Annotated in this window: 20 protein-coding genes; 13 read left to right on the top strand and 7 right to left on the bottom strand. The window is 67.3% G+C overall.

The annotated features are described in order from the left end of the window. Window positions 1-4: 4 nt before the first annotated feature. The 3 genes from ACWF0M_RS33270 to ACWF0M_RS33260 all read right to left on the bottom strand — a co-directional run bounded on the left by ACWF0M_RS33270 (window position 5) and on the right by ACWF0M_RS33260 (window position 1836). Window positions 5-805, bottom strand: a complete 801-nt coding sequence (locus ACWF0M_RS33270) for a hypothetical protein (RefSeq protein WP_452239710.1) — start codon at window positions 803-805, stop codon at window positions 5-7. Beyond that, a complete protein-coding gene (locus tag ACWF0M_RS33265) occupies window positions 805-1107 on the bottom strand; it encodes a hypothetical protein (RefSeq protein WP_452239709.1) in 303 nt (100 codons plus the stop codon). The genes ACWF0M_RS33270 and ACWF0M_RS33265 overlap by 1 nt, the downstream gene beginning before the upstream one ends. Window positions 1108-1209: 102 nt before the next feature. Beyond that, complete coding sequence (locus ACWF0M_RS33260; protein WP_452239708.1) at window positions 1210-1836, bottom strand: hypothetical protein; 627 nt, start codon at window positions 1834-1836, stop codon at window positions 1210-1212. A gap of 49 nt (window positions 1837-1885) precedes the next feature. Between ACWF0M_RS33260 and ACWF0M_RS33255 the strand changes: the two genes are divergently transcribed. The 10 genes from ACWF0M_RS33255 (at window position 1886) to ACWF0M_RS33210 (ending at window position 12431) form a co-directional block, all read left to right on the top strand. Next, the gene (locus ACWF0M_RS33255) at window positions 1886-2254 is read left to right on the top strand and encodes a (deoxy)nucleoside triphosphate pyrophosphohydrolase (protein ID WP_452239707.1); all 369 of its coding nucleotides are present in this window, start codon (window positions 1886-1888) and stop codon (window positions 2252-2254) included. 146 nt (window positions 2255-2400) lie between these two features. Beyond that, window positions 2401-3447: an ABC transporter permease gene (locus ACWF0M_RS33250; protein ID WP_452239706.1), complete on the top strand. Its 1047-nt coding sequence runs from the start codon at window positions 2401-2403 to the stop codon at window positions 3445-3447. A gap of 3 nt (window positions 3448-3450) precedes the next feature. Beyond that, window positions 3451-4455, top strand: coding sequence for an ABC transporter permease (locus tag ACWF0M_RS33245; RefSeq protein WP_452239705.1), 1005 nt, complete (start codon window positions 3451-3453; stop codon window positions 4453-4455). A gap of 14 nt (window positions 4456-4469) precedes the next feature. Next, complete coding sequence (locus tag ACWF0M_RS33240; protein WP_452239704.1) at window positions 4470-5540, top strand: ABC transporter ATP-binding protein; 1071 nt, start codon at window positions 4470-4472, stop codon at window positions 5538-5540. A 16-nt stretch (window positions 5541-5556) separates the two neighbouring features. Further along, window positions 5557-6600 carry an ABC transporter ATP-binding protein gene (locus tag ACWF0M_RS33235; RefSeq protein ID WP_452239703.1) on the top strand — a complete coding sequence of 348 codons (1044 nt, stop codon included), beginning with the start codon at window positions 5557-5559 and terminating at the stop codon, window positions 6598-6600. A gap of 211 nt (window positions 6601-6811) precedes the next feature. Next, window positions 6812-8485 carry an ABC transporter substrate-binding protein gene (locus tag ACWF0M_RS33230; protein WP_452239702.1) on the top strand — a complete coding sequence of 558 codons (1674 nt, stop codon included), beginning with the start codon at window positions 6812-6814 and terminating at the stop codon, window positions 8483-8485. A gap of 171 nt (window positions 8486-8656) precedes the next feature. Further along, a complete protein-coding gene (locus ACWF0M_RS33225) occupies window positions 8657-8968 on the top strand; it encodes a response regulator transcription factor (protein ID WP_452239701.1) in 312 nt (103 codons plus the stop codon). Between the two features lie 58 nt (window positions 8969-9026). Then, entirely contained in the window at window positions 9027-9938 is a 912-nt protein-coding gene (mshB, locus tag ACWF0M_RS33220) for an N-acetyl-1-D-myo-inositol-2-amino-2-deoxy-alpha-D-glucopyranoside deacetylase (RefSeq protein WP_452239700.1), read from the top strand. Between the two features lie 85 nt (window positions 9939-10023). Beyond that, window positions 10024-10542, top strand: a complete 519-nt coding sequence (locus tag ACWF0M_RS33215; protein ID WP_452239699.1) for a flavin reductase family protein — start codon at window positions 10024-10026, stop codon at window positions 10540-10542. Between the two features lie 113 nt (window positions 10543-10655). Then, window positions 10656-12431, top strand: a complete 1776-nt coding sequence (locus ACWF0M_RS33210; protein WP_452239698.1) for a VanW family protein — start codon at window positions 10656-10658, stop codon at window positions 12429-12431. Between the two features lie 4 nt (window positions 12432-12435). Here the strand turns inward: ACWF0M_RS33210 and ACWF0M_RS33205 are convergent, their stop codons facing one another. Then, a complete protein-coding gene (locus ACWF0M_RS33205) occupies window positions 12436-12873 on the bottom strand; it encodes a type II toxin-antitoxin system PemK/MazF family toxin (RefSeq protein ID WP_452239697.1) in 438 nt (145 codons plus the stop codon). Window positions 12874-12884: 11 nt separating this feature from the next. Further along, window positions 12885-13811: a GNAT family N-acetyltransferase gene (locus ACWF0M_RS33200; protein ID WP_452239696.1), complete on the bottom strand. Its 927-nt coding sequence runs from the start codon at window positions 13809-13811 to the stop codon at window positions 12885-12887. Between the two features lie 117 nt (window positions 13812-13928). Here ACWF0M_RS33200 and fdxA point away from each other — a divergent pair, with 117 nt between their 5' ends. Next, complete coding sequence (fdxA, locus tag ACWF0M_RS33195) at window positions 13929-14255, top strand: ferredoxin (protein WP_012923087.1); 327 nt, start codon at window positions 13929-13931, stop codon at window positions 14253-14255. A 64-nt stretch (window positions 14256-14319) separates the two neighbouring features. Here the strand turns inward: fdxA and ACWF0M_RS33190 are convergent, their stop codons facing one another. Continuing rightward, entirely contained in the window at window positions 14320-15297 is a 978-nt protein-coding gene (locus ACWF0M_RS33190) for a hypothetical protein (RefSeq protein ID WP_452239695.1), read from the bottom strand. Between the two features lie 100 nt (window positions 15298-15397). Continuing rightward, window positions 15398-16336, bottom strand: coding sequence for a 2,3,4,5-tetrahydropyridine-2,6-dicarboxylate N-succinyltransferase (dapD, locus tag ACWF0M_RS33185; RefSeq protein WP_452239694.1), 939 nt, complete (start codon window positions 16334-16336; stop codon window positions 15398-15400). A gap of 78 nt (window positions 16337-16414) precedes the next feature. On the opposite strand from dapD, the gene ACWF0M_RS33180 reads away from it, so the two are divergent. Together ACWF0M_RS33180 and ACWF0M_RS33175 are read left to right on the top strand one after the other, a co-directional pair. Beyond that, entirely contained in the window at window positions 16415-17239 is an 825-nt protein-coding gene (locus ACWF0M_RS33180) for a phosphotransferase (protein ID WP_452239693.1), read from the top strand. Further along, window positions 17236-18129 (top strand): NAD-dependent dehydratase, encoded by an 894-nt coding sequence (locus tag ACWF0M_RS33175; protein WP_452239692.1) that lies wholly within the window; start codon window positions 17236-17238, stop codon window positions 18127-18129. Before ACWF0M_RS33180 ends, ACWF0M_RS33175 begins: the two co-directional genes overlap by 4 nt. Window positions 18130-18630 lie beyond the last annotated feature (501 nt).

The following is an 18630-nucleotide window of genomic DNA, read 5'->3' as shown; positions in this document are numbered from 1 at the left end:
ATCCTCAATTGATGATGCGCAGGTCGGAGAACCAGCCGGCGGAGACCGCCATGATGTAGAAGTCGGTCAGGATCACGGTGAACAGCGACGTCATCGCGAAGGTGCCGTGCTTCGGGTTCAGCTTGGACACGAAGGTCCAGTACCGGTAGCGCATCGGGTGCTTGGAGAAGTTCTTCAGGCGGCCGCCGACGATGTGCCGGCAGGCGTGGCAGGACAGCGTGTAGAGCCACAGCATCACCAGGTTCAGCCAGATGATCACCGTGCCGAGGCCGATGCCGAATCCGCCGCCGTCGCCGTGGAAGGCCTGCAGGCCGTCGTAGATGTTCAGCACACCGAAGACCAGCGCACCGTAGAAGAAGTAGCGGTGCAGGTTCAGCGCGATCAGCGGGAACTTGCGCTCACCGGTGTAGTTCTTGTGCGGCTCCGGCACCGCGCAGGCGGCCGGCGCGAAGAACAGCGACCGGTACCCCGCCTTGCGGTAGTAGTAGCAGGTGCCGCGGAAGCCGGCCAGCACCACGAAGGTGATCAGGCTCAACGGCAGCCAGCGCGGGAACCCGCCGAACCAGGTGCCGAGGTGGCTGGCGCCTTCGACACACGAACTGCTCAGGCAGGGCGAGTACAGCGGGGTGAGGTAATGGAAGTCGTTGACCCAGTACCACTTGCCCATGAAGATCCGGATCGTCGCGTAGACGATGAAGAAGCCCAGGATCACGCCGATGCGCAACGGCGCGAGCCACCATCGATCCGATCTTGCAGTCTTGAGGCCTACTTGAGCGCGGCCCGGCGCGTCTACTCCCGTCGCCATCAGGGAGCGTGCCTGTCAGGCGCGCCGAAGCCTTCGTGTTCCGCGTCGGTCCACATGGACGCGTCATACTCCACGTCGGGAATCTCCTCGAGTTCCTCCGGAACGGGTCCGGGCCTGTGCCTGGGGTCGGGCGCGCCGAGCTCTGCGAGATCGTCGCCCAGCCGGGCCACATCGGACACCAGGCGGCGGATGCCGAGGGTGTCACCGTACTCCTGGCTGAGTTTGCCCACCGCCGCATGCAGCCCTTCGAGCGCGCGGACGACTGCGGCGATGTTGCGCTGGCCGCTGTTGCCTTCACTCATGCCGACTCCAGTGATGGTTATGTAGCTGTCAGTATGGGCACACTTTGCCCCTGCCGAGCGCCCAACGGAAGACCTCTCGGTACGGCGTGTTTCCAGTTAGGCTTACCTCAGTTGCGAGCGCGCCGATGAGTGGAGTAATGGGGCGTATCCGGCCTGCAACACAAGAAGATTCGCGGGCGGTGTGAGGGTCTCGACCTGCTGCAGACCGGGTGGCCGCAGCGGTACGCCGTACCCGTCCCAGGACCACGGCAACACCTGATGGTCGAGCACCAACGCCGGCCGCCCGTCGAACCGCACGATCGCCCCGTCCGGCAGTTCGGACAGGTTCTGGATCGTCGTCCGTTGCCGTCGGGTCCGGGGTTCGACCCGCTGACTGTGCAGTACTGCGTCCATCTCGGCAGCTCTCGGGCGTTGAGCGTGACCTTGCGCCCACGCACCGGCGTACAGCAGGAAATCCCTGCGCCGGCAGTAATGACACGGGCGATGGCCGGCGGCGAGCGCGACCGCTTCGTCGAAGAAGAACAGCGCGGTCCAGCGGCCGGGCGGCATCGGATCGCGGCGGATCCCCTTCCAGTCGAGGACGCAGCAGATCCATGCCTTCGAGCGCCAGCGGGTCGTGCCGAGGCGGCGATCGGGGCTGTGCAGGCTGCCGCGATTACCCATCAGGAGGCCGCGGCCGGGGTCGGCGACGATCTCCTGAGTGGGCAGAACCCTGTTCTGCAACGGCATACCGGCATCATGTCGGACGCGGCCGACGGTTTCTGGCAGAGTCGCGACAATGCAGATCGTGGTGGGTGTTGCGGTGGTACGGGACGGCTTGGTGCTGGCGGCGTACCGGCCGGGGCCTGACGGTGGCTGGGAGTTCCCGGGCGGCAAGGTCGAGCCGGGGGAGACCGACGAGCAGGCCGCGGTCCGGGAGCTCCGCGAGGAGCTGGACCTGGAGATCAAGGTCGGTGAGTCCCTCGGACCCGGAGTGGACATCTCGGAGGCATACCGGCTGCACGTCTACCGGGCGGTGATCGTCGCCGGCGATCCGGTACTGCGTGAGCACTCGGAGCTCCGGTGGTTCGCACCGGAGGACCTCGACGACAGCGACTGGCTGGTACCCGATCGGCCGTTCGTCCGGGCACTCCGAACCCGCCAGTAGTGGCGGAAGTCACACCGGTCACGATTCGGTGACTAGCGTCGGCTTCCCATGGCGTCCACACTGCGAGATACGTAGGGTTCCCCGCAACCCGGCGAGCCCGGGTCAAAGGTGCGGGGTGCATCACCATGAAAGACGGGTGACGGGCGATGACGCTGGGGGTATCGGAGACGCAGTCTCCCGATGAGGGACTGCCGACAGATGCTCTGGTCGAGACTGCCGAGGCGAAGGAGATCGAGGGCCGCTCACCGGGGGAGATCGCGTGGGCACGGCTGCGCCGCGACAAGGTCGCGATCATCAGCGCGATCGTGATCCTGCTGATCATCTTGGTGGCGCTGTTCGCGCCGCTGATCGTCAAGCTGAACGGGTTCCCGCCCGATCAGTTCAACAAGCTCGACTCGCACGGGAACCCGTTGCTGAACACGCGTGACGGCGGCATCCCGATCGGCGGGTTGTGGGGCAGTGGCACGAGCTCCGAGCACTGGCTCGGCATCGAGCCGCAGAACGGCCGGGACATCTTCTCGCGGCTGGTCTACGGCACCCGGGTCTCGCTGCTCGTGGCGCTCGGCGGCACCGTCATCGCGGTCGTGCTCGGCACCGTGATCGGGATGGTGTCCGGGTACTTCGGCGGCTGGGTCGACACGCTGCTCAGCCGGCTGATGGACATCATGCTGAGCTTCCCGTCGCTGCTGTTCGTGATGGCGCTGACACCGGTGGTCGCCTCGCGCGCCCAGGACCTGTTCGGCATCGGCGACAACAACGCGCTGCGGATGGGCGTGCTGATGTTCGTCCTCGGGTTCTTCGGCTGGGCCTACCTGGCCCGAATAGTCCGTGGTCAGACGCTTTCGCTGCGTGAGCGCGAATTCGTGGAGGCCGCCAGGTCACTCGGCGCCGGACCGAACTACGTGCTGTTCCGGCAGGTCCTGCCGAACCTGATGCCGACGCTGCTGGTCTACACGACGCTGCTGCTCCCGACGAACATCACCGCGGAAGCCGCGCTGTCCTTCCTGGGTGTCGGCATCAAGGAGCCGACCTCGTCCTGGGGCCGGATGATCTCCGACGCGTCGAACTGGATCGAGGGCAACCCGTTGTACCTGTTCTTCCCGGGCATGGCGCTGTTCATCACCGTGCTGGCGTTCAACCTGCTCGGCGACTCGGTCCGGGACGCCCTCGATCCGCGCGCCGGAAGGAGCTGACCGGTGGGCCGCTATCTCATCCGCCGCCTGATCCAGGCGGTGTTCGTGCTGATCGTGATCAGCGCGATCACGTTCTTCCTGTTCTGGGCCACGCCGGCGAACCCCGCGTTGCTGATCTGCGGCAAGAACTGCAACGCGGAGACGGTCGCACAGGTCAACGCGACGTACGGCTTCGACAAGCCGCTGGTCGTGCAGTACGGCCAGTACATGCAGGGCCTGGTGAGCCCGGGCGGGCGGACGATCGGGTCCGAGGGCAACGAGCGCAACTGCCCGTGGCCGTGCTTCGGTGAGTCGTACCAGAACGGCATCCCGGTCTGGAACTCGATCAAGGACGCATTCCCGGCGACGCTGTGGCTGTCCCTCGGAGCCGCCGTCCTCTGGCTGTTGTCCGGAGTCATGCTCGGCCTGATAGCCGCGCTGCGCAAGGGCAAGTTCATCGACAAGTTCAGCGTCGGCCTGGCCCTGTTCGGAGTGTCCTTCCCGACCATCGTGTTCGGCTACCTGCTGCTGTTCCTGTTCATCGTCAAACTGAAATGGGTCCCGTTCCCGGACACGGCGAACGCAGCCTTGTTCACGGTCGGTCCGGTGAAGTGGCTGCAGTTCTACATCCTGCCGTGGATCACGCTGGCGCTGGTGTTCGCGGCGCTCTACACCCGGATCACCCGGGCCAACATGATCGACACGATGAACGAGGACTACATCCGGACGGCCCGGGCCAAGGGCCTGAACGAACGGACAGTGGTCTTCAAGCACGGGCTGCGGTCCGCGCTGACGCCGATCGTGACCATCTTCGGCCTGGACGTCGGCGGTCTGCTCGGCGGCGCGGTGATCACCGAACAGATCTTCAGCATCACCGGCCTCGGCAAGTTCTCCATCGACTCCGTGCTCAGCAACGACCTGCCCGCGATCATGGGCGTCGTGCTGTTCGCGGCGATCTTCGTGGTGCTTGCGAACATCGTCGTCGACGTCCTGTACGCCGTCATCGACCCGCGCGTGCGGCTGTCCTGATCAGGTGAGGTGAGATGACCGAATCCGTGACCAGTGCGCCGTCGGCGGACACCCGCGCCGGAAAGGCGTTCCTGGAGGTCAAGGACCTGCAGGTGCACTTCCCGACCGACGACGGGTTGGTGCGGGCCGTCAACGGCCTGAACTTCACCCTCGAGCGGGGCAAGACGCTCGGCATCGTCGGCGAGTCCGGCTCCGGCAAGAGCGTGTCCAGCCTGGCCATCATGGGCCTGCACAAGGGCAGCAAGGCGCAGGTGACCGGCGAGATCTGGCTGGACGGCGCCGAGCTGGTGGGGATGTCCGTGCCCGAGATGCGGGCCCTGCGCGGCCAGCAGGTCGCGATGATCTTCCAGGACCCGCTGTCGGCGATGCACCCGTTCTTCCGGGTCGGTGACCAGCTCACCGAGGCCTTCCTGGTGCACAACAACGCCCCGAAGGCGGTGGCCAAGAAGCGCGCGATCGAGCTGCTCGACCGGGTCGGCATCCCGTCGCCGGACAAGCGGTTCTACGACTACCCGCACCAGTTCTCCGGCGGTATGCGGCAGCGCGCGATGATCGCGATGGCGCTGATGTGCGACCCCGCGCTGCTGATCGCCGACGAGCCGACCACCGCGCTCGACGTCACCGTCCAGGCCCAGATCCTGGACCTGATGAAGGATCTGCAGAAGGAGTTCAACTCCGCGATCATCCTGATCACCCACGACCTCGGGGTGGTCGCCAAGATGACCGAGAACGTGGTGGTGATGTACGGCGGCCGCGTGGTCGAGTCCGGCAGCGTCCGGGACATCTTCTACCGGCCCGAGATGCCGTACACGTGGGGTCTTCTGGGCTCGATCCCGCGGGTGAACCGCAGCGGCGACGGGCGGCTCAAGTCGATCCGGGGTACTCCGCCGTCGCTGATCAACCTGCCCAAGGGCTGCCCGTTCCAGCCGCGCTGCGATTACCAGGATCACGTCGAAGGGACGATCTGCTCCACCGAGCTGCCGGAACTGCTGCAGATCGGCCAGGAGCCGCACCGGGTGCGGTGTCACATCAAGTCGGAGCAGCGCAAGCAGCTGTTCACCGAGCAGATCAAGCCGAGCCTCTGATGGCGGGGGAGCGCTGGTGAGTACGACGACATCTGCCGAGCAGGCGACCGGCAAGCAGGCCGCGGACCGCGAGCTGCTGCTGGAGACCCGCGGGCTGCAACGCTATTTTCCGGTGACGCAGGGGATCATCTTCCAGCGGCAGACCGGCGCGGTGAAGGCGGTCGACGGCGTCGACCTCGCCATCCACGCCGGTGAGACGCTCGGCGTGGTCGGTGAGTCCGGCTGCGGGAAGACCACCACCGGCCGGCTGGTGACCCGGCTGGATGAGCCGACCGCGGGCTCGATCTCGTTCATGGGCTCGGACATCACGCACCTGAACCGGGCCCGGATGCGCCCGTTCCGGCGGGAGATCCAGATGATCTTCCAGGACCCGTTCTCGTCGCTGAACCCGCGGCAGACCGTCGGCACCATCATCGGGGCGCCGTTCGACATCCAGAAGGTGAAGAGCGAGAGCGGGACCAAGAAGTCGGTCCAGACCCTGATGGAACGGGTCGGGCTGAATCCCGAGCACTACAACCGCTACCCGCACGAGTTCTCCGGCGGCCAGCGACAGCGGATCGGGGTCGCCCGGGCGCTGGCGCTGCGGCCGAAGCTGATCGTCTGCGACGAGCCGGTGTCGGCTCTCGACGTGTCGATCCAGGCCCAGATCGTGAACCTGCTCGAAGACCTGCAGGAGGAGTTCGGGCTCGCCTACCTGTTCATCGCGCACGACCTGTCGGTGATCCGGCACATCTCCGACCGGGTCGCGGTGATGTACCTCGGCAAGGTGGTCGAGACGGCCGACCGCGACGAGCTCTACAACCATGCCCGGCACCCGTACACGCACGCGCTGCTGTCCGCGGTGCCGGAGGCCGATCCGGACGCCGAGCAGGCGCGTGAGCGGATCCGGCTGACCGGCGACGTACCGAGCCCATTGAACCCGCCCTCGGGGTGCCGCTTCCGGACCAGATGCTGGAAGGCACAGGAGATCTGCGCTGCGGAAGAGCCGCCGCTGCTGCAGATCGGGGCCCCGGGCCACTTATCGGCCTGCCACTTCCCCGAAGAGCGGGACGTGGTCTGACGACTACACAGAGTGTTCGTCCGGTGTAGCAACGGCATTGAAGGGATCACGATCCGGTCAAGCGGGCGAAACCGCATTGCGCAGGTTGTGAACACGTGAGTTGATGACCGCCACATGACGTAGATCACTTTCTTCATGCCGTCGCGACCCGGCGACAAGTGACAACACAAGGAAGGAAACACTGGCCATGGATCACCTCAAACGAACCGGAGTGGCAATCGCCGTTGGGTTCGGACTGAGCCTGACCGCGGTTGCCTGCGGCGGGGGAAACAGCAACACGCCGAGCGGGCAGGCAACGGCTGGTGCCAAGGGGGGCACCGTCACTGTCTACAACGTCACCGACGTCGAGCACCTCGACCCGGCGCGGAACTTCGTCACCGACTCCCAGATGATCGGCAAGCTGATCACGCGGACGCTGACGGACTACCGGTACGACGGCAAGGCGAAGAAGATCATCCTCGAGAAGGACCTCGCCGACAGCTACGAGGCGAGCCCGGACTTCAAGACCTGGACCTTCAAGCTGAAGGACGGGCTGAAGTACGAGGACGGTACGCCGATCGTTGCCGCCGACATCAAGTACAACGCCGAGCGGTCGTTCGCCGCGGACATGGCCGAGGGTGCGCCGTACGCGCACGAGTACCTCGACTGCAAGGGCTACAAGGGCCCGTACGTCGCGGGTAACAACGGTGGCAAGGGCTGCACCGCGATCGAGGTCCCGGACGACAAGACGATCATCTTCAAGCTGAACCGCCCGGTCGCCTCGTTCGACGGTACGGCGAGCATGAAGGTCTTCGCGCCGGTACCGAAGGCGAAGGACACCAAGACGCAGTACGACAACCACCCGGTGGCGAGCGGCCCGTACAAGATCGAGTCGTACACCCGGAAGAAGCAGCTCGTGCTGGTCCGCAACACCTACTGGGACCAGAAGACCGACCCGCTGCGCGACGCCCGGCCGGACAAGTTCATCTTCAAGTTCGGTGACGCCGAGGCGACCGTCGACCAGCGGCTGATCGCGAACGGCGCGGCCGACCAGAGCTCGCTGAGCTTCGCCGGTGTGCAGCCGGAGAACATCGCCAAGACCAACCAGGCGAACGTCAAGGACCGCGTGGTCCAGGGCACCGACATCTGCCGCCGCTACATCGCGTTCAACCAGCAGAAGCCGCTGCTGAAGAACCAGAAGCTGCGCGAGGCGCTGTACTACGGCCTCGACCGGACGAGCTACCGCGACGGTCGTGGTGGCGAGCGCCTGGCCGCGGTGGTCGACTCGATCATTCCGCAGGACATGGAGGGCTACAAGAAGGAAGAGACCTTCAAGGTTCCGGACGCGGGCGACCCGGCGAAGGCCAAGCAGCTGCTGACCGAGGCCGGCTACAAGGGCGAGAAGCTCGTCCTGGGTTCGTCGGACACCGGTCTGGCCGTCAAGGCCGCCGAGGCCGCTCAGGCGTCCTGGAAGGCGATCGGGATCAACGTCGAGATCCAGAAGATCCCGGGTGACAACTACTACTCGACGCAGCAGCAGGACTCCGCGGCGACCGACCTGATCACCGCGGGCTGGTGCTACGACTGGGCGAGCCTGACGACCATCGTGCCGTCGGTGTTCGGACCGGACTCGAGTGCCCCGGGCAAGGCCGCGCAGAACAACTACGCGCGCAGCCAGGCCGGATGGGACAAGATGGCGGCCCTGGAGAAGGAGACCGACAAGTCGAAGATCGAGAGCGGTCTGTCCGACCTGTACGTCGAGATCATGAAGACGGCTCCGCTGGTGCCGACCGTTCAGGACCTCAACGTGTACGTCGTGGGCTCGAACCTCGACAACGTGGTGGCCGACCCGAACACCGGTGGGTTCCCTGACCTCACGCAGATCGGTGTGAAGAAAGTGAGCTGATCGCAGCACACTTCGGGGAGGGCGGTGCCTGCGGGCGCCGCCCTCCTCGCTGTTTGCGCAGCGAACGTTTACGCACCGCAACTTGTATGGGCGGTTTGTATGGGTTGTACCTGGCAAGTGGTCTGATCCAGGGACGAGAATCCTTTCCTGATCTCTGGGGAGGAGTGAGGCATGTCGGTCTATCCGGCAGTTCCGGCTTTGCGGTTCGAGGCCGTTCAGGATCAACTTGGCGCGCCGGAGGTCGTGTGCGAGGTCTACGAGCTCGGGTCGCACCGGCGGACTCCCGCCGCGGTCAAGGAGCTGACCAGCCGCCAGGTGACGATCGGCCGGATGATGTCGACCGGTGCGAAGGACGCCGCGATCGCCCGTGACCTGGGGCTGTCGCTGCGGACCGTGCGCTCCGAGGTCAGCGCGCTGATCGCCGGTCTCGGCGCCAAGTCGCGGTTCCAGGCCGGGTGCCTGCTGGTCCGCCGCTTCGGCTGACCCGCTGTCGGGAGAACTGTCGGCGAGAACTGTCCGGGGGCCGACGTAGGCTTTCGGCATGGTTGAGCTTGCTGAGCGCCGGCTGCTGCTGGTGCACGCCCACCCGGACGACGAAACCATCAACAACGGTGTGACGATGGCGCGCTACGTCGCGGAGGGAGCCCACGTCACCCTGATCACCTGCACCCTCGGTGAGGAGGGCGAGGTCCTCGTCCCCGAGCTGTCCCATCTGGCCGCCGACCAGGACGACGGCCTCGGCGAGCACCGGATCGGTGAGCTCGCGAACGCGATGGCCGAGCTCGGTGTCACCGACCACCGGTTCCTCGGCGGCCCGGGCAAGTACCGCGACACCGGGATGATCTACAACGACGAGGGCAACGCGGACGTCCCGCCGGAGACCCGGAAGGACAGTTTCTGGCAGGCCGACCTGGTCGCCGCTGCGAACGATCTGGTCCCGGTGATCCGGGAGCTCCGGCCGCAGGTCCTGGTGACCTACGACGAGTGGGGCAACTACGGCCACCCCGATCACATCAAGGCACACCGCGTCGCGACGTACGCCGCAGCGCTGGCCGCCGCCCGGTCGTACCGGGAGGACCTCGGCCCGGCCTGGGACATCCCGAAGATCTACTGGACCGCGATGGCCGAGTCCCGGATGCGCGAGCAGCTCCGGGCGCTCCGCGACTCCGGTGACACCACCACCTTCGAGGGGATGGACCCCGACGGCCCGATGCCGCCGATGATCACGCCGGACCGGCTGATCGACTGTGTGATCGAGGGCGAGGAGTTCATCGACCGGAAGATGAACGCGATGAAGGCGCACGCCACCCAGATCACCGTCGACGGCCCGTTCTTCGCGCTGTCCAACAACAACGGCAACCAGATCTGGGCCTCCGAGCCGTACCGCCTGGTCAAGGGCACCCCGGCCCCCGGCCCCGACGGCCTGGAGCACGACCTGTTCGCGGGCCTGTAGACGAGGGAGCGCGGCGAGCTGTGAGGTGACCGTTCCCACACGCTCGGTTGAGGCATCAACCTGCTCGCAGGCATAACCTGCTGGGGTGTCCTCAACCGAGTCGAGTGGGAGCGTCCCGCCTGCGGACTTCCGTGCTGCGCTCGGGCAGTTCGCGTCGGGGATCACGATCATGAGCACGTTGCAGGACGGCGTCGCGCACGCGATGACCGCGAACGCGTTCACCTCGGTCTCGCTCGATCCGCCGCTGGTGCTGGTCTGCGTCGACAAGGGCGTCCGGATGCACTCCGCCGTACTGGACTGCGGCTACTGGGCCGTGTCGGTGCTGTCCGGGGCGCAGCGGGCGATCGCGGACCGGTTCGCGCGGTCCGGGCGGGACCTGTACAGCCAGTTCGACGGCATCGCTACGACGGCCGGCCCGAAAACCGGGTGCCCGACCGTGGACGGCGCCCTGTCGTGGCTTGAGTGCCGGACGTCGGCGACGTACGACGGGGGAGATCACACGATCGTGGTGGGTGAGGTGCTCAGCCTCGGGACGGGCGATCAGAGTGACCAGGGCGCGTTGATCTACCATTCCAGTCACTACCGGGAACTGCCCGGAAACTGATCGTTACCGGCGGGGCATCGCGGGGCAGCCCCGACGGTCGGTGGGGCCTGCCCCGTCCCGTAGGATGTGCGCTTGTGCCCTGACCAAGCGCTCGAGCGGGAGGACTCTGTCCGGTGGGGAGAAAGCAGCTCGCGGGGATCATCGCCGCCGCGGGGCTCGGTGTAGTCGTCGTGGGGTACGGCGCGGCGTTCGCGTTCGCCGGTGCCAGGATCCCGACGGACACGACCGTGCTCGGCATCCCGATCGGCGGCCTGTCCGAGGCCGACGCGAAGACCAAGCTGACCGCGGGTATCCAGGACCGGGTGAGTGCGCCGATCGCGCTGAAGGCGGGCGACGCAAAGTTCCAGGTGCTGCCGGCCGACGCCGGGCTCTCGGTGGACGTGGACAAGACCGTCGCCGCCGCCGGCGCGGGTCGCAGCCTGGCCCCCGGCCGGATCTGGCACGCGCTGACCGGCGGGGACGCGGTCAAGCCGGTTGTCACCAAGGACGACGCGAAGCTGAAGGCCGCCGTCGACAAGCTGGCCGGCCAGGTGAACCGCAAGGCCACCGAGGGCACGATCACCTTCAAGGGCACGCAGCCGGTCAAGCACGAGCCGGCCGACGGCCTGGAGTTGGACACCGCGAAGGCGGCCGACGCGGTGACCGCGGCGTACCCCTCGGACGGGACCCCGAAGGAACTGCCGGCCGGCGTGACGAAGCCGCAGGCTGCGACCGAGGCGATCGACAAGGCGCTGACGGAGTTCGCCGAGCCCGCGATGTCGGGGCCGATCCGGCTGACCGTCGGATCGAAGTCGGTCGAGCTGCAGCCCGCCGAGATCGCGCCGGCGCTGGCGGTCAGCGTGCAGGAGGGCAAGGTCATCCCGGCGCTGAGCACCAAGGCGCTGGAGCCGCTGTTCGTGCAGCGGTTCAAGTCGCTGGAGACGTTGCCGAAGGACGCGACGGTGCAGATCGTCGGCGCCGGACCGAAGGTGGTCCCGGCGGTCAACGGCATGGTCGTCGACCGGGCGAAGGTCGGTGCTGCGATCCTGGCGATCCTGCCGAAGCCGACCGGTGAGCGGCGGGCCGACGTACCGCTGACGGCGAGCCCGGCGAAGTTCACCACCGCGCAGGCGACCGCGCTCGGGATCACGCAGAACATCGGCGACTTCACGACCGAGTTCCCGCACGCGCCGTACCGCAACACCAACATCGGTACGGCGGCGGCCAAGATCAATGGCACGCTACTGAAGCCGAACGAAGAGTTCAGCCTGAACAAGGTCGTCGGTGAGCGGACCAAGGAGAACGGGTTCGCCGAGGGGTACATCATCAGCGGCGGCAAGTTCGAGAAGGACTTCGGCGGCGGTGTCTCGCAGTCGGCGACCACCACCTTCAACGCGGCGTTCTTCGCCGGGCTGAAGATCGTCGAGCACAAGGCGCACAGCGTCTACATCAGCCGCTACCCGGTCGGGCGCGAGGCGACCGTCGCCTGGGGCTCGGTGGACCTGAAGTTCCTGAACGACTCCGGGCACGGCGTGCTGGTGCAGACGGTCTTCAAGCCGTCGACCCCGGGCAGCAAGGGCAGCATCCGGGTGATCATCTGGGGCACCAAGTTCGTCGACATCACCGCCGGGCAGTCGGAGAAGACGAACTTCCGGCAGCCCGGCCTCGTCTACAACCCGGCCGCCAAGTGCGAGCCGCAGGCGCCGACACCGGGCTTCGACATCACCATCTACCGGTACTTCGCGAAGAACGGCGTACGGCAGAAGACCGAGACGTTCACCACGAAGTACAACGCGGCCGACGACATCCGCTGCGGCCCGAAGCCAGGCACCCCGACACCGCCGCCCGGCGGCATCACCACGCCACCCCGCAAGCCAGGCGTCACCGCAACAACCCGCCCACCCAGCTGATCCTTCAGCCGCGGTTGAGGTTGTGCAGGCCGGCGGCGACCTGGTGGAAGATTGCTTCCTCGATCACGGCGCCTTCGCGGCGGACCTGTTGCGGGTCGATGCGGAGGACGCGGTCCAGGCGGACCTCGCTGGGGCGGTGCTCCTTGTCCCAGGGGCCGCTGCCGATGTCCAGCCAGACGCGGCCCCAGCGCGCCTCGTCGGCGGCGTCGCGGTCGTGGTCCTTGCTGGTGAGGATCAGCGCCAGCAGGAACGGCTCGTCCCAGCCGACGACCAGCACCGGGCGGTCCTTGCCGCGGCTGAAGTCCTCCTCGAACGGCACCCAGGTCCAGACGACCTCACCGGGATCCGCGACTCCGTCGTCCGGGTGCGGCGTGTACTCCACCCGCACCGTCCCCTCGAAGTCCCCCGGGTACTCCGGCCGCTCGACCACATGATCCGCCATGCCAGGTGAGCCTAGCGACTGGTCAGATAGCGGTACCGATAGGCCTCGCGGTAGCCGAGGCGGGTGTACGTCGTCATGGCGGCGGTGTTCTCGAGCAGGACCTCGAGGTAGGTACGCCGGCCGCCGTGTGGTCCTGCCCAGCGCGCCAGTCCCTGGAGGATCGCCGTACCGAGGCCCCGGCGGCGGTAGCCGTCTGCCACGCGGATCGCGTCCACGCCGAGCCAGTGCCCGGTCATGGAGCCCCGGCCGACCGCAACCACGGCCCCCTCCAGCACGATCGACGCGAATATCGCCTTCGGGGCGCCCTCGAGGACTTTAGGTGCGACCTCTGGCACCGGTCCGTCGAAAGCGGTCCCGTACCACGCGTCGTCGGGCGCCTCGGCGAGCTGTACGTCGTACTCGGGTGAGCTGTTCACGTGGTCGAGGGTGGTGTGCGTGACGAGTACGTCGGACTGGTCCGGGCGGGCGTCGACCCAGCCGCAGGCGCGGATCTCCTCGTCGTACGGGCTGCCGACGCGGACCAGGGCCTGTGCCGGAAGACCGTGCTGGTCGTAGAACGCGCTCGCACGCTGCAGCGCCTCCGCGACCGGCATACCAGGGTCGCCCGCGGGCAGGAGCGAGTTGCCGCGGCCCGTCCAGCCGGAGGATGCCCGGAGCAACCAGTGGCCGACGTACGCCGTCTCGACGGCCGGGCGGCCCAGTGCGGTGGTGAGGAACAGTTGGTCGACGTCCACCGGGCGGAGCGGCATCTCGGGGATCGTCTTGGCCGCGGTCACGTCGGCGGCCGGGATCTCGTGTAGTGCGCCGTCGGCGTGGCGGACAGTGACGAGTTCGGGGGTCCAGGCCTGCAGGACGCCGATGACGTCGGTCAGGCCGCCCGGAATGCGGTGCCGGACGACGACACGGTGGCCGATATCACGGGCATCCAGGCCTGACACGATCCGGACTCCTGGCAGAGTGGGCGACGTACTACCGTGATACTAGAGACACGAGCACCACCGCATCGCAGCACCCCAGTCGAAGGTCTGCGCTTGCCTGCCATAGGAGGAGTAGCAGTGACCTACGTCATCGCGCAGCCGTGTGTTGACCTGAAGGACCTCGCCTGTGTCGAGGAGTGCCCCGTCGACTGCATCTACGAGGGCAACCGGATGCTGTACATCCACCCCGACGAGTGCGTCGACTGCGGAGCCTGCGAGCCGGTCTGCCCGGTGGAGGCGATCTACTACGAGGACGACACCCCGGAGCAGTGGAAGGACTACTACACCGCGAACGTCGACTTCTTCAACGACCTCGGCTCGCCCGGCGGTGCGTCCAAGCTCGGCAAGATCGACAAGGACCACCCGTTCATCGCGGCCCTGCCCCCGCAGGAACACGACGAGTAAGTTCTTCGTCACACAACGTCCGAAGATCCGTGGCCCGGAGCGCACGGTTCTTCGGACGTTGTGGTTATTGCGCCAGTACGTCGACGTGGACGTGGTCGAGGTGGCGGAGGATCTTGGGGTCGCCGGAGCGCTCGGGCGGGGTGTAGTCGCGCCACCCGGAGTCCGACTGCCCGCCCGCGGTCCAGATCTTGTCGCTGAAGATGACCGTCTTGATCTTCAGCAGATCCGCCCTCGCGACCAGGTACTGCGCCATCGCCCAGCCCTTCGTGGTGTTCGCCGTCGAGATCGGCCGCACGAACACGTCGACCGCCCGCCCGTCGTAGTGCGCCGACCCCTCCATGTGCCCGGAGTTCACCCCGCCCGCGGCGTACCCACCGGTCGAAACCTTCCCGAACGTCCGGAGCAGATCCTTCCGTACGGCGTCCGCGCGCGGCGTCAGCCCGTTGCTGCCCATCGTCTCCTGCTGCACCGAGTCGGTGTTCACAGTGCAACTGAAGACGCTTTTCGACTGCCCGGTCAGCGCTGACGCCAGCACGCGGGCATCCGCCTCGTGGTCGGCGTACGCGTTCGGGAACGCACTCCGCTGCACCAGGTCGGCGGCAACCGTGATCGCGAGCTTCTGGTAGTTCTTGATCTTCACGAGCGCGTCGTAGAACTTGCCGGTCGCGTAGTACGGGTCGCGGACCTGTGTCGCCGTACCCCAGCCTTGTGACGGCCGCTGCTGGAACAGCCCGAGCGAGTCCCGGTCACCGTGCGCCAGGTTCCGCAGGCCGGATTCCTGGTACGCCGTGGCGAGCGCGATCGTCGCCGCGCGGGCCGGCAGACCCCGCCGTACGGCCACGCCCGCGATGATCGCCGCCGACTCGGCCTGCTCGAAGTCGGTCACGACCGTCTGCCCGTTGACCGTCGCCGTACATTGCTCGGTCGGCGGCAGCAGGTTCCCGACGTGCTTCCCGCCGAGCCAGGCGATACCGACGCCGACCGCGAGGGCGAGCACGCCGATCCCACCCACGGCCACCAGGGCACCACGCTTCACCGGCATACCGCTCCGAACGTCTGGGGGCGGGGGACTAGTTCCGCGTTCACGATCTGGTTGACGTCCGCAGCCTCACGCTGGTTGGCGAATTCATACTTTCGGACGGTCAGGCGTTGGCGTGCAGCGCCTCGTTGAGCGTGATGCCTTCGCCCTTGCGCGGGCGGGCCTCGACGGCGCCGGTGACCGAGTTGCGGATGAAGAGCAGGCCGGGCTGCCCGGACAGGTCGCGGGCCTTGACCACGCTGCCGTCCGGGAGGGTGACCTTGGTCCCGGCGGTCACGTACAGGCCCGCCTCGACCACGCAGTCGTCGCCGAGCGAGATGCCGGTGCCGCCGTTCGCGCCGAGCAGGCAGCGCTTGCCGATCGAGATGACCTGCTTGCCGCCGCCGGACAGCGTGCCCATGATCGACGCGCCCGCACCGATGTCGCTGCCGTCGTCGACCACGACACCGGCGACGATCCGTCCCTCGACCATCGACGTACCGAGCGTGCCGGCGTTGAAGTTCACGAACCCCTCGTGCATGACCGTCGTACCTTCCGCGAGGTGCGCGCCCAGCCGGACCCGGTCCGCGTCGCCGATCCGGACCCCGGACGGTACGACGTAGTCCGTCATCCGCGGGAACTTGTCGACACTCGTGACGCTCAGGTGCTGACCCGCCGCGCGCGCCCGCAGCCGCACGTTCTCGATCTCCTCGACCTTGACCGGGCCGTGCGACGTCCACGCGTTGTTCGGGAGAGCGGCGAAGATGCCGTCCAGGTTCACGCCGTGCGGGCGGACCAGGCGGTGGCTCAGGAGGTGCAGCCGCAGGTACGCGTCCGCCGTACCGCTCGGGGCCGCGTCCAGCACGATCTCGGTCGCCACGACCGTACGCCGTACCCGCCGGAGCTCGTCGTTGCCCTCGGCCGCGACCAGCTCGGCTGGAGCCTTCGTGCCCGCCGGCTGCGTCCCGAGCTCGGGAGCCGGGTACCAGACATCCAGGACGTCCCCAGCAGTCGTAACAGTGGCGAGGCCAAAGCCCCAGGCGTGCGCGGCGTTCTCGGTCATACCCCCACCCTAATTCGGCGGCGGACGCCGGCCCGACCGTGGTCTACTTTTCGGATGCTTCCTGCTTGGCTCGATGTCGTGTCCGAACCGGTTCTGGAAGCCACGAAGGCGCCGGCCGTCGCAGAGCTGCACGGAGAGTTGCTCCGGCAGTGGGGATCGTCCGAGGTGTGGCGGTTGTCGTTCGGGCTCAACAGCGTGATCGTCAAGCGGGGCACCGACGGGCAGGCCGACGAGGCAGCGGCGTACGAGCGGTTCGTCGTACCGCTGGAGCTGCCGGCGCCTTCCCTGATCCACCGGTATCGGTCCGGCGGGGCCGGCGTGATGGTGTTGGAGGATGTCGGGCGGGTGACGCTGGAGCAGGAGCCGACTGCTGAAGGGTTCGCGGCATCGGCCGAGCTGCTCGCGAGGATCCGTCGTCGGGCTTTGGGTGGACATAGCGAGTTTCCGCCGGAGCGGGTCAAGGAGATGGCGGACCGGATCGGGCGGATCGGGTTCGATCTCGGTCCGCTCACCGAGGCGCTGGCCGGACTGCACCGGGACGCGCCGACGGCCGTCGTCCACGGCGACTACGTGCCGAAGAACCTGGTCACCGACGGAACGCGCTGGACCGCGATCGACTGGCCCGGGGCTTATGCCGCGCCGCATCTGAGTGATCTGTTCACCTTGCTTCGTGATGCCGTTGCCCTCGGCCACAATCGTGCGCCGATCGTTGCCCACTACGTCGATGCGGCCGGTGGGAACCCTGCGCTGGTGGAGCGTCAGATCCTCGTCGGCGGCGGTTGCTTCTACCTGGTGGCACTGCGATTCATCGTCGAGGAAGGGCTGCGGACGATCCCGGAGTCCACAGGGTGGATCGACGGGCTGCTCGCCGAACTCGAGGATGTCGTCGGAGCGCTGGCATGAGGCTGCTCGTACTCGGCGGCACCAAGAATCTCGGGCGGCACGTCGTCGAGGCCGCTTTGTCGGACGGTCATGAGGTGACGCTGTTCAACCGCGGGCTGACGAATCCCGAGCTCTTCGGTTCCGTACGCCGGATCGTCGGCGACCGGTCCGCGCCGGATGCGCTGGCCGACGGCGAATGGGACGGCGTGATCGACATGTCCGGCTTCCTGGTCCGGGACGTCTCGCTCAGCGCGTCCGTCCTGCGCGACCGCTGCGGTCACTACACGTACATGTCCTCGATCGCCGTGTACGCGAGCAAAACCACACCCGGTATGACGGAGTCCGCGCCGCTCCTGCCGTGGCCTGACGGAGCGCCCGAAGACCACTTCACGATGGACCTCTACGGCCCGTCGAAGGTCCGCAACGAATCGTTGCTCACCGCCACCTTCGGCGACCGCACCGCCGCCGTACGCTCCGGCTTCGTCGTCGGCCCCCACAACCCCGACTTCGGCAACTGGGGCTGGGCGCTGGCCCACAACCTCCCGATGGAATGCGCCGCCCGCCCCGACCAGCCCATCCAGTACATCGACGCCCGCGACCTCGCCGCCTTCCTCCTCCACCTCACGGTCAACCGCACCCCCGGCCCCTTCAACGCCGTAAGCCCCACCCAAACGATGACCGAACTGGCCAACACCTGGCACACCACCACCCCCAACTCCCACCCCATCAACTGGACCCCCACCGAAGACCGCTTCCACCTCCCCCACAACGCCACCAACGACGGCACCTTCCAGTTGGACACCACCCGAGCCCAATCAGCCGGCCTCCACCTCCGCCCCGACCAGGAAACCGCCCACGACTACATCACCTGGATCCAATCCGGAAACACCCCACCGGATCCACCCCACTGATCGCCGCCCACGCGCGCAACAGGAACGGATAACCCCTCGCGTTGAGGCTTCTCCCCTCGTGTACCAGCAGAGAACCCCCAACGCGATGGGATAACCGGCGCCCCGATCAGATGTGTGGGCGTCGGTGGCGGCATCCGGAGACTCGCGACAGGCCGTGGAGACCTGCAACCCGACATTCCCTGTCTCCGCCCACCAGTTCCTGTCTCCAGTCCCCACCGCACCACACCACCGCTTGCCCGCACCGCACCGCACCTCCGCCCGCACCGCACCACCGCATGCACCGCTCGGTCCATCCCGCCGGCCGGCCCCGGGGTCGGGCGCGACAAGAGCCTCCGCACACGAGGGGATATCCGGCGGTGTTGTGGCTTCTCCGTTGGTACTAGAGGGGAGAACCCACAACGCCAGGGGATATCCGGCTCTCGTGACGTATCCGTGGGTGGGTCTGCGCGTCTGAGTTGGTGCATGCCGTTCTCTGACTAGGTTCTTGGCTTGTCGAGGGTC

Source organism: Kribbella sp. NPDC055110, assembly GCF_053607525.1.
The sequence above is the reverse complement of the archived record's forward strand: the minus strand, read 5'-3'. Positions and strand labels throughout refer to the sequence as shown.

Excerpts from the sequence above, each read along its gene's own strand:
- ACWF0M_RS33205 (WP_452239697.1), bottom strand. The coding sequence starts at position 12,873 with ATGGCGGATCATGTGGTCGAGCGGCCGGAGTACCCGGGGGACTTCGAG.
- mshB (WP_452239700.1), top strand. The coding sequence starts at position 9,027 with ATGGTTGAGCTTGCTGAGCGCCGGCTGCTGCTGGTGCACGCCCACCCG.
- ACWF0M_RS33240 (WP_452239704.1), top strand. The coding sequence starts at position 4,470 with ATGACCGAATCCGTGACCAGTGCGCCGTCGGCGGACACCCGCGCCGGA.
- dapD (WP_452239694.1), bottom strand. The coding sequence starts at position 16,336 with ATGACCGAGAACGCCGCGCACGCCTGGGGCTTTGGCCTCGCCACTGTT.
- ACWF0M_RS33225 (WP_452239701.1), top strand. The coding sequence starts at position 8,657 with ATGTCGGTCTATCCGGCAGTTCCGGCTTTGCGGTTCGAGGCCGTTCAG.
- ACWF0M_RS33270 (WP_452239710.1), bottom strand. The coding sequence starts at position 805 with ATGGCGACGGGAGTAGACGCGCCGGGCCGCGCTCAAGTAGGCCTCAAG.
- ACWF0M_RS33265 (WP_452239709.1), bottom strand. The coding sequence starts at position 1,107 with ATGAGTGAAGGCAACAGCGGCCAGCGCAACATCGCCGCAGTCGTCCGC.
- ACWF0M_RS33190 (WP_452239695.1), bottom strand. The coding sequence starts at position 15,297 with ATGCCGGTGAAGCGTGGTGCCCTGGTGGCCGTGGGTGGGATCGGCGTG.
- ACWF0M_RS33175 (WP_452239692.1), top strand. The coding sequence starts at position 17,236 with ATGAGGCTGCTCGTACTCGGCGGCACCAAGAATCTCGGGCGGCACGTC.
- ACWF0M_RS33260 (WP_452239708.1), bottom strand. The coding sequence starts at position 1,836 with ATGCCGTTGCAGAACAGGGTTCTGCCCACTCAGGAGATCGTCGCCGAC.
- ACWF0M_RS33250 (WP_452239706.1), top strand. The coding sequence starts at position 2,401 with ATGACGCTGGGGGTATCGGAGACGCAGTCTCCCGATGAGGGACTGCCG.
- ACWF0M_RS33255 (WP_452239707.1), top strand. The coding sequence starts at position 1,886 with ATGCAGATCGTGGTGGGTGTTGCGGTGGTACGGGACGGCTTGGTGCTG.